At 52.7% G+C, this 18,427-nt stretch carries 13 protein-coding genes; 9 read left to right on the top strand and 4 right to left on the bottom strand.

What is annotated here, in order from left to right:
* Positions 1-109: 109 nt before the first annotated feature.
* A complete protein-coding gene (locus tag ACH50O_RS22225; protein ID WP_446809934.1) occupies positions 110-961 on the bottom strand; it encodes an HDOD domain-containing protein in 852 nt (283 codons plus the stop codon).
* Positions 962-1,140: 179 nt separating this feature from the next.
* Between ACH50O_RS22225 and ACH50O_RS22220 the strand changes: the two genes are divergently transcribed.
* Together ACH50O_RS22220 and ACH50O_RS22215 are read left to right on the top strand one after the other, a co-directional pair.
* Positions 1,141-2,976, top strand: coding sequence for an EAL domain-containing protein (locus ACH50O_RS22220; RefSeq protein ID WP_446809933.1), 1,836 nt, complete (start codon positions 1,141-1,143; stop codon positions 2,974-2,976).
* A 150-nt stretch (positions 2,977-3,126) separates the two neighbouring features.
* The gene (locus tag ACH50O_RS22215) at positions 3,127-3,612 is read left to right on the top strand and encodes a hypothetical protein (RefSeq protein ID WP_446809932.1); all 486 of its coding nucleotides are present in this window, start codon (positions 3,127-3,129) and stop codon (positions 3,610-3,612) included.
* A gap of 63 nt (positions 3,613-3,675) precedes the next feature.
* Here the strand turns inward: ACH50O_RS22215 and ACH50O_RS22210 are convergent, their stop codons facing one another.
* Together ACH50O_RS22210 and ACH50O_RS22205 are read right to left on the bottom strand one after the other, a co-directional pair.
* Positions 3,676-5,016, bottom strand: coding sequence for a sigma-54-dependent transcriptional regulator (locus tag ACH50O_RS22210; RefSeq protein ID WP_446809931.1), 1,341 nt, complete (start codon positions 5,014-5,016; stop codon positions 3,676-3,678).
* Positions 5,013-6,557 (bottom strand): sensor histidine kinase, encoded by a 1,545-nt coding sequence (locus ACH50O_RS22205; protein WP_446809930.1) that lies wholly within the window; start codon positions 6,555-6,557, stop codon positions 5,013-5,015. The genes ACH50O_RS22210 and ACH50O_RS22205 overlap by 4 nt, the downstream gene beginning before the upstream one ends.
* Positions 6,558-6,736: 179 nt before the next feature.
* On the opposite strand from ACH50O_RS22205, the gene sucC reads away from it, so the two are divergent.
* The 4 genes from sucC to ACH50O_RS22185 are packed head-to-tail and all read left to right on the top strand — an operon-like array spanning position 6,737 to position 11,600.
* Positions 6,737-7,957, top strand: coding sequence for an ADP-forming succinate--CoA ligase subunit beta (gene sucC / locus ACH50O_RS22200; RefSeq protein ID WP_446809929.1), 1,221 nt, complete (start codon positions 6,737-6,739; stop codon positions 7,955-7,957).
* Complete coding sequence (gene sucD / locus ACH50O_RS22195) at positions 7,954-8,829, top strand: succinate--CoA ligase subunit alpha (RefSeq protein ID WP_446809928.1); 876 nt, start codon at positions 7,954-7,956, stop codon at positions 8,827-8,829. The genes sucC and sucD overlap by 4 nt, the downstream gene beginning before the upstream one ends.
* A complete protein-coding gene (locus ACH50O_RS22190) occupies positions 8,829-10,475 on the top strand; it encodes an NAD+ synthase (protein WP_446809927.1) in 1,647 nt (548 codons plus the stop codon). Before sucD ends, ACH50O_RS22190 begins: the two co-directional genes overlap by 1 nt.
* A gap of 3 nt (positions 10,476-10,478) precedes the next feature.
* Positions 10,479-11,600, top strand: a complete 1,122-nt coding sequence (locus ACH50O_RS22185; RefSeq protein ID WP_446809926.1) for a hypothetical protein — start codon at positions 10,479-10,481, stop codon at positions 11,598-11,600.
* Positions 11,601-11,678: 78 nt separating this feature from the next.
* On the opposite strand, the gene ACH50O_RS22180 is transcribed toward ACH50O_RS22185, so the two are convergent.
* Positions 11,679-15,155 (bottom strand): hypothetical protein, encoded by a 3,477-nt coding sequence (locus ACH50O_RS22180; RefSeq protein WP_446809925.1) that lies wholly within the window; start codon positions 15,153-15,155, stop codon positions 11,679-11,681.
* Positions 15,156-15,718: 563 nt separating this feature from the next.
* Between ACH50O_RS22180 and ACH50O_RS22175 the strand changes: the two genes are divergently transcribed.
* The 3 genes from ACH50O_RS22175 (at position 15,719) to ACH50O_RS22165 (ending at position 18,341) form a co-directional block, all read left to right on the top strand.
* Positions 15,719-16,393, top strand: a complete 675-nt coding sequence (locus ACH50O_RS22175; protein WP_446809924.1) for a thiopurine S-methyltransferase — start codon at positions 15,719-15,721, stop codon at positions 16,391-16,393.
* 463 nt (positions 16,394-16,856) lie between these two features.
* Positions 16,857-17,372 (top strand): RNA polymerase sigma factor, encoded by a 516-nt coding sequence (locus ACH50O_RS22170; protein WP_446809923.1) that lies wholly within the window; start codon positions 16,857-16,859, stop codon positions 17,370-17,372.
* A 12-nt stretch (positions 17,373-17,384) separates the two neighbouring features.
* A complete protein-coding gene (locus ACH50O_RS22165; protein ID WP_446809922.1) occupies positions 17,385-18,341 on the top strand; it encodes a FecR family protein in 957 nt (318 codons plus the stop codon).
* Positions 18,342-18,427: the final 86 nt, after the last annotated feature.

Genomic DNA, 18,427 nt, shown 5'->3' with positions numbered 1-18,427 from the left:
GGAAGGGGCTATTTGTCGTTTGCGTCGCCTTTCAGCAACATTTTCCGTAGCAGGGAAGTCAGGCTTACATTAGCCAAACTCAAAGAGGAGTTCGCGGCACTAATCGCGCTTAGACGGCAGGGTAAAACAATTTAAAAATAACTTCGAACTCGTCGCTGATTTTATCGAGAATGAAGCTGATTTTCTCGGGAGACAGGTTCAACGCGTTGACAGCATGAGCATCGTATGGGTTTTCTATTCGGCTTAAGCAGTTTGCTAACCTAACCATGGCAGCCAAATCGGCGTTGGGGGTAATAGTATCGGGAAAACAGTGTAATCGAATACTTTCCACAATCACTTCAGGCAAGTTCCATAGCCTGCACAGTTCCGCTCCCGCCTGAAAATGATCGAACCCTATCACGTTCTGTTCTATCGTCACTTCGTCGTCGACGGCCAACTGCATTTGCGATTGCAACAATAAGTCCACTTCGCGGGCCAACACCGGAATCCTCCGGTAAAATACCAATTGACCGACGTTATGGATCAAACCGCATAAAAACGCGGTATCGGCATAATGCTTACCGAAATGCACATCCAGCTCTCGAGCAATCAATGCGCAACGCAAATTCCTGGCCCAGAAATCGTGTATGGAAAAATGCTGCCCCGGCAAATCGGAAAAACGTTCCACTATCAACGTACCTAATACCAGATTCTGCAACTCGCGAGTTCCAATCAAAGTTATCGCCTTTGCGATGGAGCTTATTTGCGACGGAAAGCCATAAAACGCACTATTCACTATCTTCAGTAGCTTCATAGCCAATGCCGCATCGCCTTCGATAACGAAAGCGGCGTCTTTGGCGGTCTTATTCGGATCGTCGACTATTTTTTTTAGCAAAAAATATACGCTCGGCGGCGAGGCAAGCTGTAAATCGCCTCGAAGCAAATCCGCAACGGTCAAGGTAGATGGCGAAGAAACTATCATCAATAATTCTAAAAAATTAAATTTACACCTATACTGAAAACCAATAGCATAGAAATTACATTAAAGGCTGCGCTTAAACCTAGACCAATTCAATGAAAATACAAGCTTTCTGAATGCCGGCCTCCACACACCCCATGTTCATAGCTCCCTATTTTATGAAAATACCAGGAAGGTATTAGATGATTGCCAGTGACGTACTCAAAGGAAAACTCATAGTCGTCGCAGAGCACAATGAAATCTCTGCTGAAAAAATCGTTTCGACATTAAAAGCCACGGGCTTTACGGAAATTCGCGTAGCAGGCACCGGCGAACAGGTTTACGAGATATTGAAACCTTACAGCGATCAACCGGACATGATCGGTCTAATCGTCCTAAACGCCAAATTGCCCCTCTGCCAGCCACGCGAGATGTGTCAAAGCCTCTCCAATACCAACTCGATAACAGTCATCCCGGTCGTCATTCTGAACGACGAGAGTTTTAACTGCGAACTCGACCGTTGCCAGCCGCAGCAAGAAGACTGCCTGACCTATAAAATCAACACGCCGGTCAATACGCAGGAACTGATACTCGCGGTAAAGTTTTTGCTGAGTCTGAAACAGGAACGCCAATTACGTCATCGTCAGGAAGAGCTGCTGATCAACGAACTGGCTGCAAAAAACGTTATCGATGCCAAACTTAAATTTCTGGTCGCTCACGATGAACTGACCGGCTTATTCAATCGCAGCAGCTTCGAACGCCAACTCAGGTTAGTGTTAAATCACAGCAATAAAGCTCACAAAGACGGCTCCTTATTATTCATAGATGTCGATCGTTTCAGTCTGATCAACGAACTGGAAGGCTTTGAGGTGGGCGATCGTTTATTGGTGGAACTGACCATTCTGGTGAGAAAATTATTACCGGCGGGCAGCCTATTCGCCCGTATCGGTGCCGATGAGTTTTGTTTGTTTCTGGAAAACAAAACCAAGAAACAAGCGCAAATTTTGGCGGAAACCATCAAGAACACGGTGGACAACTTCCGGTTTTTTACCGGCGAAGTCTCTTACAGCGCATCGGTTTCCATCGGCATCGCCACGCTAGATAACACCATCTCCGCTTTCCATCCCGGCGAAATGATTTTGCATGCCCGCCAGGCCTGTAATTTCGCAAAAAGTACCGGTCGTGACAAAGTTTGTGTATATAACAGCGAAGATCTCACCGTCAAGGAACGCCGCCGCGACATCTATTGGGTGCCCATAATCCGGAAAGCCTTGCGGGACAATCAATTATTCCTGGTTTTCCAGCCCGTGGTGCAATTGTCGGACGGCAATGTCTCCCACTATGAAGTGTTGCTGAGGATGCGGGGCGACGGCAATGAAATCATCACGCCGGATCAATTTATCCCGGTCGCCGAGCGAACCGGTTTGATTCATGCCATTGACCTGTGGGTAGTTGAGAATGCCATCAACTTCCTGGCGGCGCTGCCGACGTACATGTCTTATATTTCGTTGGCAATCAACCTGTCCAGCACTGCGTTTCAGTACCCCGACTTGCTATCGACCATTAGCGACAAACTGGAAATGACCTGGATAGACGCCAGCCGCCTAACCTTCGAAATAACTGAAACGGCAGCAGTCGACAATTTCGAAAAAACCCGGCACATGATCAATAAAATCAGAGCCCTGGGTTGCAAATTCGCGTTGGATGATTTCGGCGCCGGCTTTTGCTCTTTCAATTATTTAAAAACCTTTCCGGTCGATTACGTCAAAATCGACGGCCAGTTCATCAAAAACCTACTCGACAATGAAACTGACCAGATATTGGTCAAATCCATGGTAGAGATTGCGTCAAAACTCGGCAAAAAAACCATCGCGGAATTCGTGGAATCGGCGGGCACGGCGATAAAGCTCAAGGAAATCGGCGTTAATTTCGGCCAGGGTTACGCATTCGGAAAGCCCGAACAGAACCTGCTGGAGGGGCATAAAATCTCGTTGGGACTATTGCTGGGCAGTCATCAGCCAGCCATTTCAAACGGCTGAATTTGCCGAAAAACCATCTGCGAACCTTGCGTTAGATGGTGTATTAGTTTACCGGTTTGACCGGCTCTGGTATATTCGCCCGCGGTGTTTAAATCGTGTCAACACATTGTTCTGAATCTTAATAAATAAAACAAACAAAGGGGAAGGGTTATGGCTGAATTGCTTTTTATAGCGACCACTATTTTTGTGGCTTACGTGGTTTTTGTGGTTTTAGGGGGCAAAAAGGAAAAACCTGAAATCAGTAAGCCCGAGCCCACCAAGGCGGAACCGGCAAAACCGGTAATCCAAGCGGAACAGACGCCTCCTCCGCCCACCGCCGTAAAAACCACCGCAAAACCCGCTCCAGCTAAAACCGCCACACCCAAGCCCGCCGCAAAAGCCAGTAAATCAGCCCCGGCCAAAACAGCCGCCAGCACTAGCCCCGCCATAACAACCGATAGCGTGAAAAACCCTAAGACCGGCGAAGTTGCAAAAGTACCCTCCAGCTACGCATTCGCAAAACGTTGGATCAAGGATGCGTTGGTCGAAGAAGGATTATTGGACAAGGTCTATAAAAACAATGAACTGGACGACGCGGCAACCGCTAAAATCCAAGCAGCGCTGCAACAACTGAGAGGCATGGCAAAATACCAATAAAGGTACTCCATATCAGGAAGAAGCGAGTGGCCGGCTCCTACTCGCTTCCGACCTCTGTTTTCTCTATTCCAATCCCAATTTTTTCAATCGATACCGCAAAGAGCGGAAGCTCAACCCCAAATATTTAGCTGTAGCGGTTTTATTCCAGCGATTTTCCTCTAGCGCAGCGCTCAGCGCTTTTTTCTCGATATCTTCGAGATAGCTTTCCAGAGACATTTTCTCGGCATCGTAATCCTCCACCGCCGCCAACTCCATTCCCAACGGCAGATTCAGATCGTCAGCCTCGATTACGCCGCCTTCATGCAAAGCCAGCGCCCTCTCCAATATGTTTTCCAGCTCGCGCACATTTCCCGGGAAATAATACTTCTTCAATGCACTCACTGCCGCCTCCGACAGCTTGGGCAAAGGCATACCGTTGGCGCTGGCCAAACCCAATAATAGGTGTTCGGTAAGTTGCGGAATATCGGCCGGTCTGGCCCGCAACGGCGGTAAACTCAGCTCGATGACATTGATCCGGTAATATAAATCCTGCCTAAAGCTGCCTTCCTGCACCATTTTGGCCAAATCCTTGTGGGTCGCGCTCAGCAAACGCACATCTACAGCCACTTCTCGCTGTTCGCCGACCGGTCGAACTTTTTTCTCCTGAATCGCCCGCAACAATTTGACCTGCAAGGCTAAAGGCAAGTCGGCCACTTCATCCAGAAACAAGGTACCGCCGTCAGCCGCCTGAAACAAACCCTGCTTATCGGCAACCGCGCCGGTAAAACTGCCTTTTTTATGCCCGAAGAACTCGCTCTCCATCAACTCCGGCGGGATAGCACCGCAGTTAATTGCAATAAACGGCTTATCGCCGCGCGGGCTTTGCTGGTGTATCAATCTGGCCACCAACTCCTTCCCCGAACCGGACTCGCCGCTGATATAAACCGGCGCCTGATTGCGAGCCACCTTGTCGATCTTCGAGCGAATAGCACACATCAGCGCCGATTCGCCGAGCAAGATATCGCGAGTGCGCCGCTCTTTGTCGGAAACCCGGGTCAGCGAAGCTTGCAACGCATGACTGACCAGCTGCCGCAATACCGCTAGATCGACGGGCTTGGACAGGAAGTCAAAGGCACCTTTTTTCATGGCTTTGATTGCAATATCCATGCTGCCATGCGCGGTAATCACCGCCACCGGCAACTGCAAGCCGGCCAATTGAATGTGATCGACCAAATCCAGCCCATCACCGTCCGGTAACTTCATATCGGTAAGACACAAATCAAACACCTCGCCGGCCAGTAACTGCTTGGCCTCGGCCAAATTGGCCGCGCAACGGGTTTGAATGTGCATGCGGTTTAGGGTTATTTCAAGTAATTCTCGGATGTCGGGTTCATCGTCGACAACCAGCGTGACAGGCATATTCATATTTCAATGACGGCGTGATCGGCATTAGCCAGCAATAAGGTAAAACAAGGTTTTCCGGGATCAGCCGCGTAGCTCAATTCCGCTTGATTCAATTCGGCCAACTCCCTGGAAATATACAAGCCTAAACCGGTACCTTGGTGAGAGGTGGTAAAAAACGGTTCGAACAAATGCTGCCGATGCTCTGGGGCAATTCCCGCGCCATTATCGATAATTTTTATACACGGCGCATCCTGCAGCAGAGACACTTCAAGCACAATCGGTCCCCACTCCGGCCTGCCGTATTGCAAGGCATTGGCGCAAAGATTGTCGAGGATTTGCTTCAAGTGGCCGCTATCGATACAGGCATTCAAGCCCTGCGCTTTAAAAATCAATTTAAAGCACTCCGCCCGCTCGCCCAGGTTCAATTTCTGTTCGTTAACGTAGGCCGGCAACCACTGGTCCAAAGCAATTTTTTGTTTCTGCGACGGGTTGCGCCGAGACAGCTTAAGGATGTCCTCGATGATGCTGTTTACCCGCTGACAATGGTGCTGGATGATTTCCGTCAAACGCAACTCTTGCACATCCAAGTCCGGCGCTTCCGATAACAACTGTCCGGCATGACTAATTGCGCTGAGCGGATTGCGAATTTCATGGGCAATACTGGCCGTCAACCGGCCTAGAGAGGCCAGCTTGCTTTGTTGTAAGCGTTGGTTATACAACGCAATGTCCTCGAAAATCAGCATATATAAGGCTTCGTCATCCATACTCAACTCGGAAAACCGCACTTGCACTTCGTTGCGATTGGCTAATTGGATAATCGCAAAATCCTGATCCCGATTGGCACGCCACAACTCGAAAGCCTGCCTGAGTTCCGGCGCAACCTCGGCCAGTTCCTCCGGATGCAACACCAATCCCAGCAAACGCAACGCCGACTGATTGGAAAGCTGAGTAACCTGCCGTTCATCGACGATCATGATGCCCGATTGCAAATGCTGGATGATATAGCGGTTAAGGCTTTCCAGCCTGGCGATGGTCTGCTCGTGCCTTTGCGCCAAAATCGCCGATTGTTCGGCGCGCTGCGCTAATATCACCGACAAAAACGCTATCGAAAAAAACGACACGCCAAGCATGCCGGCATAAGTCAAGGTGGTATTTTCGAAGGCATGCGTTTCTATTGCATACACCTCTTCGGCAAGAATCGCCAGACTGGCCAAGGCCGCGAATAACATCGCGCAGCGCCCGCCAATCAATAAGCCGCCAGCCGCTATGGATATAGCCAGCAAGATTCCGATGCCGCTACCGATGCCGCCGCTGGCATGCATCAACAAGGTAATGAAGACTATATCGGTAAAAATAAATAATTGTGCCAGACTGGCATAAGCCCAACGCGGTCGAAATGCGACAGGCGCGGCAAACAGCGAAATCCCCAGATAGGCAATACTGGTGAACTGGTACAATGACGCGTCGTAGGAACCCAATAACGACGGCCCGAACCGCAAATAAAACAGCATCACGAACAAGCTGGCGGTAATGAACCGATAGAGCGCAAAAATCTTCAACATCAACCACGCTTGCCGAACGGGAATGCCGTACCCTTTAGAAAAAGGGCAGGGATAAATAGTATCGACCGATGAAGAAAGCATTGCCCGTGTTTTTTATGCAGAGTTAGTTAGAATGTTTGTAAGTTCAATCATAGCACCAACTTGAGACGCCGCGATTTAAGCCATCCATGGAGCACTAAATGAATATTCACGAATATCAGGCGAAACAACTCTTCAAAGAGTTTGCGATCCCCGCGCCGCAAGGCGCCGTGGCGACCACGCCGGAACAAGCGCAACAAGCCGCACAGTCATTGAGCAGCCCTGCCTGGGTGGTCAAGGCTCAAATTCATGCCGGCGCCAGAGGCAAAGCCGGCGGTGTGAAGGTTGCCCGGAATCTGGATGAAGTGAAGGACTACAGCGCGGCCATGTTGGGCACGCGTTTGGTTACCCATCAAACCGATGCAGCCGGTTTGCCGGTCAATAGCGTTTGGGTGGAAGAAGCTTCGGCAATCAACCAAGAATATTATTTGAGCCTATTACTGGATCGGGAAAGCGAACGGCTGATCTTTATCGCCTCCGCCGCAGGCGGTATGGACATCGAAGCGGTGGCTGCCGAGACGCCGGAGAAAATCGTCCGCGTGCCGGTGCATCCTGCAGCAGGCCTGCAGCCTTATCAATGCCGCCAGGTATCGGCTGCACTGGGCTTGGGTAAAGAGCAGCAAAGCCAGCTGCAAACCATTATGAACGGCCTGTATCAACTGTTTTTAGCCAAGGATGCCAGCCAGATCGAAATCAACCCACTGATTCAAACCGCTGACGGCAAACTGGTGGCACTGGACGGCAAGATCAATTTCGACGACAACGCCATCCCTTTACACCCGGACATCGCCGCGATGCGCGATGCTTCCCAGGAAGACGCCAAGGAAGCGGAAGCCAAACAATTCGACCTTAACTACATCACGCTGGACGGCAATATCGGCTGCATGGTGAACGGCGCCGGACTGGCAATGGCAACGATGGACATGGTCAAGTTGAAAGGCGGCGCGCCGGCCAACTTCCTGGATGTGGGCGGCGGCACCAATAAAGACAAGGTGAAAGCCGCATTTAAATTGATTTTGTCCGACGGCACTACCAAGGCAGTACTGGTGAATATTTTCGGCGGCATCGTCAAGTGCGACGTGATCGCCGCCGGCATCCTGGCGGCCGTCGAGGAAATGCACTTAACCATACCGGTGGTGGTGCGGCTGGAAGGCACCAATGTCGAACAAGGGCTGGCGATGTTGAAAGACTCGGGCTTGGGCCTATACGCGGCGGAAGATTTGAACAGCGCGGCCGAACAGGCAGTTAAATTGGCGGAGGTCGACGCTGGTTCCCGACCATCGTCGACACTTACTTCATCCATGGAGGGCGGCCGCCCATGAGCATTTTGATCGACAAACACACTAAAGTCATTTGCCAAGGCTTCACCGGCAAACAAGGTACTTTTCACTCCGAACAAGCGCTAGCCTACGGCACCCAATTGGTCGGCGGCGTCACGCCGGGACGCGGCGGCTCTAAACATCTGGATTTACCGGTATTCGATACCGTCGAACAAGCCGTGAAAGCCACCGGCGCCACTGCAACGATGATCTATGTGCCACCATTTTTTGCAGCCGACGCTATTCTGGAAGCGGTCGATGCCGGCATCGAACTAATTATCTGCATCACCGAAGGCATTCCGGTGCTGCAAATGCTCAAGGTCAAAGCAGCGATGCAAGGTACTAGCTCACTGCTGGTCGGCCCTAACTGCCCCGGCGTGATCACGCCAGGCCAATGCAAGATCGGCATCATGCCCGGCCATATCCATCTGCCCGGCAAGATCGGCATCGTTTCCCGCTCCGGAACCTTGACCTACGAAGCGGTGCACCAAACTACCCGCGAAGGCCTTGGGCAAAGCACCTGCGTCGGCATCGGCGGCGACCCAATTCACGGCATGAATTTTATCGACGTACTGAGCCGTTTCCAGGATGACCCGGATACCCACGGCATCGTAATGGTCGGCGAAATCGGCGGCAGCGACGAGGAACAGGCTGCCGATTTTATCAAAGCCCACGTCAGCAAACCGGTGGTCGGCTACATCGCCGGCCAAACCGCACCGCCCGGTAAACGCATGGGCCATGCAGGTGCGATTGTCACCGGTGGTGCGGGCACCGCGGCAGGTAAAATTGCGGCGATGCAAGCGGCCGGCGTCAGCATGGTCAGCTCGCCTTCGGATATTGGTGTAGCGATGCGGGATTGTTTTTCCAAAAAATAATGTCGATAAAAATAGCACTAGCCCAACTGAACTTAACAGTTGCCGATATTCAAACCAACACCGGTAAAATCCTGGCTGCCGCCGAACAAGCCAAACAGCAGCAGGCCGACCTGGTCGTATTTCCAGAGCTGTGCGTCACAGGCTATCCGCCGGAAGACTTGCTGTTTCGTCCCGATTTTATTCAGCAGGCGCAACAAGCCGTTGCCGAAATCGCCGAGAAGATAGCGGGCATAACGGTTGTCATCGGCTATCCCCGACAACAAGATGGGCGGCTCTACAATACCGCCGTGGCATTACGCGACGGCGAAACCCTTGCCGAATACGACAAACAAGCCCTGCCCAACTACGGCGTGTTCGACGAACAGCGTTACTTTACCGCCGGCGTACAAACCTGTCTGTTTACGGTTAATTACAGCCGGCTAGCGTTGACCATTTGCGAAGACATCTGGCAACCCGGCATCATTGCCAAAAACCGTGCTGCCGGCGCAGATATTATCCTGACCCTGAACGCCTCGCCGTTTCATGCCGGCAAGATGCAACAACGCGAGGACATCATCTGCACGCAGGTCAAAGAAGCCGGGATTCCGCTGGTCTATGTGAATCAAATCGGCGGACAGGACGAACTGATCTTCGACGGCGCTTCGTTTGTCGCTGACCGCAACGGCGACGTAGTATTCCGCGCCGCCGAATTCGCAGAACAACTGAACATAGTGGAGTTCGTCAATCAGCAGCCGCAAAAATCCGATACCGCCGATTTGTATCAACCCGTGGTGAGCGAATACAAGGCGCTGGTGTTGGGAATTCAAGACTACGTGCGTAAAAACGGTTTCCGGGGGGCGATTCTCGGGTTGTCCGGCGGCATCGATTCTGCACTGGTGCTGGCCTTGGCGGTTGATGCGCTGGGCGCCGATCATGTCGAAGCCGTGCTGATGCCATCGCGCTATACGCAAGATATGAGCAACCAGGACGCGATCCTGGAAGCCGAAGCCTTGGGCGTCAAATATCACGTGCTCCCCATAGAACCGGCGGTGACTGCATTTAACGAAATGCTGGCCCCGCTGTTTGCCGGCAGCAAAAAAGACACCACCGAAGAAAATATCCAGGCCCGCTGCCGTGGCGTGCTGTTGATGGCGCTTTCCAATAAACAAGGCAATCTGCTGCTGACCACGGGTAATAAAAGCGAAATGAGCGTGGGCTATGCCACGCTGTACGGCGATATGGCCGGCGGTTTTGCGCCGCTGAAGGACGTATCCAAATTACTGGTCTACCAATTGGCCGAATACCGCAACACCTTGTCGCCGGTTATTCCGCAACGCGTCATCACCCGCGCGCCCTCTGCGGAACTGGCGCCCGACCAAAAGGACGAGGACTCCCTGCCGCCCTATTCAGTGCTGGATCCGATCCTGGCTTTGTATGTGGAACAGGATAAATCCGCCGCCGAGATCGTGGCGCAAGGCTTCGCCGCAGCAGATGTACATCGGGCTATTTCCCTGGTCGACAGAAACGAATACAAACGCCGGCAATCGCCGCCCGGCATCCGCATCACGCCCAGAGCCTTTGGCCGTGACCGCCGCTACCCTATTTCATCCGCATATCGCGGCACGGCCGCGCTTAATCAACCTGCGCCCGACAACGTTAAGGAGTAAATCATGTCAAAAATGCGTGCCCTGTTACTATCCACCGGCTTGCTGCTGACCGCACAGACCGGTATTGCCCGCGAAATCAATATTCCGGTGCCGATGGAATACGGTTTAATCAAAAGTGTGCTGGTTAGCCAGCTCTACGACGGCCCTGATCAATCGGTAAGAGCCTGGAAAGACGGCAAGCAATGTAGCTTTCTGGATCTGGACCATCCGCAAATCAGCGGCGAGCAGGGCCAGGTGAAAATCCAGAACAATGTACAAGCCCGTGTCGGCACCGCGCTGGGCGGCAAATGCATGACACTGATCGAATGGTCCGGCATCTTGCAAACCCTGCAACAACCGACGCTGGATGCGTCCGGTAACGTGCTTAGCTTCCCGGTCACCCAGCTCAATGCCTTCGACCGCAACGGCCAGCCGTTGAATATCGCCCAACTGCAATCGTTGATCAAAAAAGCCGCCGAGCCCAAGCTGGCCGCCCTGAAAATCGACTTAAACCAATCTCGTCCGGACATCGCAAAAACCCTGCTGCCCTTCATAGCCGCCGAGGACAGCGAGGAATTGCACGACACCATCAACAGCCTGCGCTTCAATCAAGTCAAAGCCGATGAGAAAGGTATTTTAATCAACGTTGGTTACACCGCCACCAACCAAACTGCCGGCGGCTTAAAAGCAGCTCCGGCTTTGAACGAAACGGAATTGAAACAATGGCGCAGCCTCTGGCAAGGCTGGCAAGCATCGTTGGAAAAAAATATCGAGAAAGCGCCTATCAATACCGACGCGGACGCCAGCCGGGCAACCTTGCGCGATGTATTGCAAAAGGCCGGCGTCGCCTTTGAACAAGGCCTGACTGCGGAATATGTCGCGGAAAACGATCCGGTGCGCAAGTTCTTCAACAGCTCTTGGGACGTACTCGCCCCGCTGCTGCGCAACGCATCTACTCAGCTACCAGGCAATAACAGCCTGCGCTATGTGACCCTGATTGCCGCGACCGACTTGATGTACGAGCTGGAATCGATAGGCTCGCCGCTTGGGCTGGAAGTATCGTCCAACGGCTTGCGCAAACTGGCCCGTTCGCTGATCGCCCACGAAAATCCTAAAGGCAAAACCAAAGCCAAACGCAAAGGTTAAATCAATAAACCGTGCTATAAAATAAAAAGGGATACCGGCCGCGAGACCGGTATCCCTCATTTTTTTGGTGTAGACGAGTTAAACCGCGCCGGCGGTGTATGGTGCCAGCGGATCCGCACCCAAGGTACCGACCAAGGATTCCAAATAAGCCGGCGAGGCCAGTTCCGCCAATTTCTGCTGGGCTTGGCGATGCCGTTCGACCAACTTCAGCTCGTCGATCAAAGTCTGGTGACTGCTTTCTTCCAAGAAGCCGCCTAAATAATCGACATGTCGCTGCCATAAGGCAATTTCGCGCTGTTGCTTGATATGCAGCCGTTCCCGATACCAATCCGAAGCCAGTAAATAATCGCGGGTAAACATCGCTCGAATCTCCGGATGATGCGCATCCTTGCCCTGATAGTGGCCGTCGGCCATGATATGCAGCAAGGCATACAGCGGCGGACAGGCGTCTTCTATGCTACCGTCTTCGAGATATTGCTGAGCAACGCGCTGCTGGGTTTCGACGATATTATTGATGCCGTCCACAAACACCTCCAGATCCTGGCGCTCAGGCTGCAAAATCTCGTCGGTAAATACCGCATACGGATTATCGAAGATCTTGCCCATCAGACCATGCACGAAATGACTGGTGATGCGATAACCCAGGCGGCTGGCCAAGACGATTTGTCCCTTGTGTTCGAAGTCGTTTAACGGTTCCAGATAGCCATGTTCCAACAGAAATGCGGGGTGGCGTTCTTCCCGCGACAGCCGCGCCCATATCTCCGGAATCAACAAACTGATATCGTGATCGACGCGGGTATCCGGACCGATAAACCCGGCCGAGCTGGAAAAGCCGGGATAGCCGGTCAAAATGAACGATACCAGCGCATTATTCAGATCGGCGGTGCCACGCAAGGCATTGAACGGCCCCTTGGTCAACGCGCCTTCGCTGCCCGCACCGGTCGTAGACGGCGACTTGCCGGTCAAGGAACAAACAAAGTCCATGAACAGTTCCGGCAACTCTTGATAATGAATCGGATTGTAAACCGCCAGCGCGCGGATGCCCGGTTCGGGTGGATTGTTGCGGCGCCCGGTCAATACCGCATCCACCGGATGGCAGAGCGGTTGATTGAGCGGAATCTTGCGATGCAAACGCGCGCCCAGCTCGGCCACATATTTGCGTAAGGGTTTGACCACATCGACGCGAGTTTCCAGATAGCGCGGGTTTTTCGACGGCTTGCCGTTCACCAGACGCGGATGCGCGGAACACACCACATAGCCTTTACCGTCGCGGTAAGCGTCGCTTAACAGCTTTTGCATCGGCGCGGTGAATTTGGAAAAAGTCAACACATCTTCCACGACCGCCGACAATTGCTCATGATCCAAAGGTTCGAAATTGGCCATGAAATTGCCGGGGCCGGACATGTTCAGCTCGGTCTGCTTGTCGTAACCGGGGATAATCGCATCGTCCGGGCGCTGGAATAGCCGATATTCGCAGTTGCTGACCAGCTTCAGGCTCATTTCATAACCGTCGTCCGGTAGCCAGGCGCGTACCGCCGCCATAGGCACCACGACCGAGGCGCTGATATCGTCTTCCATCTGCACTTTCTCGCAGGCGATATAGTCTTGCCTCACCTTGAAAGTCCGCCAGCCGCCATCCAGATCGAAACCTACCCGTAGATACGTCGCAACAATCTTACGCTGATTCAATTTCAACTCATGGCCCGGCGCGCCGTCGATCACGTCCACCGATAAATTGTCGCGCCAGTTATTACCCCATTCCGGGCGGTAAAAGCGTTTGATCAAAAACACCAAAGCCAGAATGCTGGGTGGAATGGAGCGCAACCAATCGTTAAACTCTTTGGTGTGATTCGGAGAAGGCGTCAACAACTTGATCACCGAACCCAGACTGCGCTCCGAACTCAACACAGTCCGGCTGGGGCCGCGATCCTCGCGCTCAAAACCCGGCAAGAAGCGGCCGGTATAATCTTTATCGAAAATCGCCTGCACCCGATCCAGATCGTGCTGCAAATCGTCCACGAACAGCGGGCCGTAGATAGCAGCATCCTCGATGGATTTGGAAATTTCGGATTTACCACCGCCGGATACCGTGCAGGGCTTGTGGCAAAAAGTGCCTTCCGCGACGGTACCGATCAAGCGCCAGGATGGCGCGCCGGGATGCTTGCACATCTCAATTTTATAGCCGTTGGGCTGCACGTAAATTTTGCCTGGCTGCAAGCGAATGCTGTGGCTTTGACCGTTTCTGATCCAGGTAATTTTCTGTGTCGCCAGACTCATCCGCAGATCCTGCGGCACGTAGATAATTTCCGGAAAATGCCTATCCACCGCGTAACCTTCCGGATGCACGTCCATGATCGCGCCATAGTGATAGGTCATCTCGTCGAAATCGTAGCCCGGTTCACGGGTCAGGCTACCGATACCGAACTCATCGCCATGATTGATACGGCGAAACGCCAACGCGCCGCCGGCATGCTCCTCTTCCGCCAAGCCGAACAAATTCGCGGCATAGCTGATCTGGGTTTTCACTTCCTTTTTGCAATAGCCATAATAATTGTCGGCCAGCAAGGTGACGATCACGCCGCTACGGTCTCGGGCGGTCAGTTTGAAGGCCTGGCCTTCGTTATACAGTTCAGCCGGATCTTGCCAGCACATGCCGTCCGCGCGCTGGCGTTCGCTGGCTTCATCCCAATGCGGCAGACCCAGTTGTTTTTTGGTGAGTTTACTTAAATGCGGCGCCAGTATCACGCACCCGCTGTGACCGGACCAATGCTCCACATCCAGGGCCGCATCGCATTCCGGCAGAGCTGGATTGCCGCCGTTGCCAAAGATACTCTCGACGAAATCCAGATTGCTGACCAGATTGCCCGGCGCGAAGAAGCGAATTTCCATGGACTTTTCGGCGGCGACACCCGGAATTTCCGGACAAACCACCGGCCGCAGCAACAGCGACGCAAACATCCGCGCCGGTTTGGGCTGATGAGCGGTAAACGGTAGAATCATCAAATCGTCGGGCGGGTTCAAAGCCTCACCCAACATCAAGGCAAAAGTCAGTTTGGGCACCTGCTTCTTGTCGCCGGGAACAGGCAGCCCGCCTTCGGCAACATGAAATGAGCCTTGCGTAGTGCGCCGGTCGCTGGCCGGATTGTGCAAAATACCCTGCTTGACCCGGAAGCTGGAAACGATTTCGGACCGAAATTCGTCCTCTCCCAACGGCAGCGACAATTCGCGCGCCACCCCATGTTTATCCAGCTCGAAGGTCATGGTCGGTAAACTGGGGATTTTGGCAAAGCCGAGGTCGGCGCAATAGCGCTCCAGGAAGTCTTGAATACGTCTGTCGGCAGGGTAGAGGGAGGAACTGGCCAGCAACCGGCTTTTTTCCAGATAGCTGTTGAGCAAGTCCTGGGCGGTATCCATAAACTGCGCCGATGCGGTATCGATACACGTCGGCTGTCCGCATGAAGCCAGTTTCAAATTGATATAAAGATGCAACTGTTGCTTAACAGCTTGTTCGTCTTGCCCTTCCGGCCCGAGACCCAACGCCCTTAGCTTATCCATAACCCTCCCCCTCTAGTTTGAAGACACGATGCTTGCATAATATAGCAAACCCGTTATTTGGGGCAGCAGCGATGCTGGGCCCTCGCTTGAAACCGGCAAAAAGCCTCTATAACAACTTGATTTACAACATATTCAAATAGACAAAACTTTATTCCGGCGCAGTTTATCGCCGGTCACGACGATTCGCTTGCATTAGATACATCTTCCGTTATCGCTGATTTTCCCGCACTTGACTAACCTCCGTTTACGCCGGGGAATATGTCTGTTCATCGGAAAGGTTCGTCGGCGCAAGCAGCCGATTCGACTAAGGCGCAACGGTATTTAGATAGCGTTAAGTTATGCGGCCTCGGCAAGCGCTCTCTTTCTTGGATGCCGCCACGTCTGACGTGTTACTCTCTTCAATCGCGCCCAGCAAACCCAAACTTGGGGCGGCTGTCCCGCGACTGCCTTTTCGGCCTGCATAGCCTTTCCCTGGAAGTTTTGTACCCGACTTCAGTGTATACAGCGAACTCTATTCGGATCGCTATCTCACCTTTTAGCCGGATATAACAACAGGAGTAATCATGCGCAATCGAGACAATATACTGTGGCTGCAATGCTGGCGCGACCAACAAATCGATTTTCACCAGCAAACCGTCAATCGTTTTCTGACCCGCTTCTGGCCCACTCTCAATTTAGCTTTAGGTAGCCGAGTGTTTGTACCATTGTGCGGCAAAAGCCTGGACATGATCTGGCTTGCGGAACAGGGCCATCGAGTCGTCGGTGTGGAATTAAGTCAAATTGCGGTAGCGGCATTTTTCCGTGAGAACGGTTTAAAGCCCAATCGCCGGCAAGCCGGTCAATTTACGCTATGGCAACACGGTAGAATCAGCATTTTCTGCGGGGATTATTTCGCGCTGAGAGCATCCGACCTGGATGATATCGAGACGGTATATGACAGGGCTGCACTCACCGCACTGCCGGAAGACATACGCCAAGGCTACGTATCGCATTTACGAAAGATCACCGCGGAGAGTAGCCAAATATTTCTATTGACCACCGAGGATGCCGTGAAACACGAAACGCTGCTCCAATCGCAGGGTGTTAGCGAAGAGATTAAATCGCTTTACGCAAAGAATTTCCGAATCGACCTGACCCACATCGAAAGCGTATTGGAGCTCGATCCCGACGCGCCCGATCAACCGCCCGAACGAGCCGAATACAAACTATACCGCTTGTCCAACCGGTCGGCAGCTTAATAACCGGAAAATGCGTGCCGCCTGCCAATCCAGGCTTATGCCTAGGGAGTTTTCCCCAGCAGCTGACAGAGCCAGCCCAATCCGACGGCAAACAATTTACATGCAAAATTTAAACATCCCCTTCCACTGCCAAATTAAAAGCCATATCGGATTTTAAAATTGCTGGGACCATTGATCGATAAAGCCCGTGGCCTCCTCGGTATTCAATTCGTCTGGCAAGAGTTTTAGAACAGTTTCCCTCAACTCCTGCCATACCAATCTTCTTTAGAGAACGCACAATAGGCTAATTGCCCTATTGGCTGCGGCATATAACACAGTTTCCACGGAATAACGCGTCCCTTTCCTGCCGTTGAAACCTGCCTCGTGCCAGCAATAACGCAACTTCCACAACAGTACCCTAGCCATTGGCATATAGATTGCGGACGATTCCTACTTCCGACCCAGTAAACCCGGAGCTCGCCGTTTGTCAGCCATCGCCATTCATCACGATCAGATTGCCGAATTATTCCGCGAACATAAGGAATCCATCGTCAACTTTCTATTACAAAAGGTAAAGTGCCCTGATACCGCCCAGGATCTAAGTCAGGAAACGTATCTGCGCCTGTTGCGCAAGGACGATCTGGCACATACCGACAATCTTAGCGGCTATCTGTTCCGCACCGCCGAACGCTTGTCGATAGACTTTATCCGCCAGCATCAGCGCACCGCCGCAAAGTCGCAAATGCTAGACGACGAACTACTTTGTCCGCGTATCCAACCGGAAGACTTTGCCATTCTCAGCCAGCAGTGCGAACGTCTACTACATGCCATCGCCGGCCTACCCAGCCAATGTCGGCACATTTTACTGCTGCGTAAAATAGACGAACTAAGTTATACGGAGATTGCTGGGCAACTCGGCATTTCCGAGAAAACCGTGCAACGCCAATTAGTCAAAGCCATGTTGCACTGCCATCAGATGCTAATCGATCCGCAATCCTGAGCTGGCGAGCCAATGAAGACGTCAGACCTACCGCAACGGCAACAGATTCTAAAACAGGCTGCTCAATGGTTTGTGGAATTGCAATCCGAATACTGCGACAACAAAAGGCGTCAAGCATTCGAACTATGGCTCTCGCGGAATCCGGCGCATAGTCAGGCTTACGATGAAGTGGCGGGCCTATGGGGCAATCTGGACACGCTAAAAACCCGTAAGGTCCCAGGCCTGGAGGCTGCGCGCTCGGCTCGGCCCCGCACCTGGCGAAACGGCAAAACCGTCGTTGGCAGCCTCCTGCTGATTGCAATTACGGCTGGCATCTGGCTGGACTACAGTGCAACGAGCGCGGTTTACCGAACCGGCATGGGCGAGCGGCAAACCGTGCTGCTTGCCGATGGCTCGCAACTGCAATTGAACACCGCGACGCAACTGAGCGTACGTCTATCCTGGTGGCGCCGCTCTGTCGAACTGCGACAAGGCGAAGCCATGTTCAACGTTGTTCACCAGGCTTGGCGGCCTTTTATCGTGCAAGCCGGCAATTTACAAATCGAAGACGTCGGCACCGTATTCAACGTACGCCACCAAGCCAGCGGCACCGCCGTATCGGTATTGGAAGGCGAAGTCGCCTTGTATACCGACCGAAGCTGGTTCGGGGAGAATTTGTTGGCCGGCTTTAGCCGTAAAATAGATCAAGACGGCCACTGGCAAAAACCGGAAAGCACCAACGCCGAACAAGTGGCGGCCTGGACCAACGGTCATCTGCTTTTCAATCACACCCCATTGGCTGAAGTGGTCACGGAATTAGAGCGCTACCACGCCGTGCGTTTTGTCTTCGCGGACCCGACGCTGGCCGGCCAAACCCTAAGCGGTAGTTTCAATACCGCCGACCTCAAGCCGTTTCTGCAGGCCTTGGAAAAAATCCTGCCGATCCGCGTGCAACGCCAACAGCAGACCATCGTGCTGTACGCCCGTTAATCCTTCGCTGCCTGCTCTGCTGTTAAAAAAATATGCAACAACATTGTCCAGTTTGACCGCCCTGTTTCGTTATTGGGGTATGGCTA

Source organism: Methylomonas sp. 2BW1-5-20, from assembly GCF_052474515.1.
The sequence above is the reverse complement of the archived record's forward strand: the minus strand, read 5'-3'. Positions and strand labels throughout refer to the sequence as shown.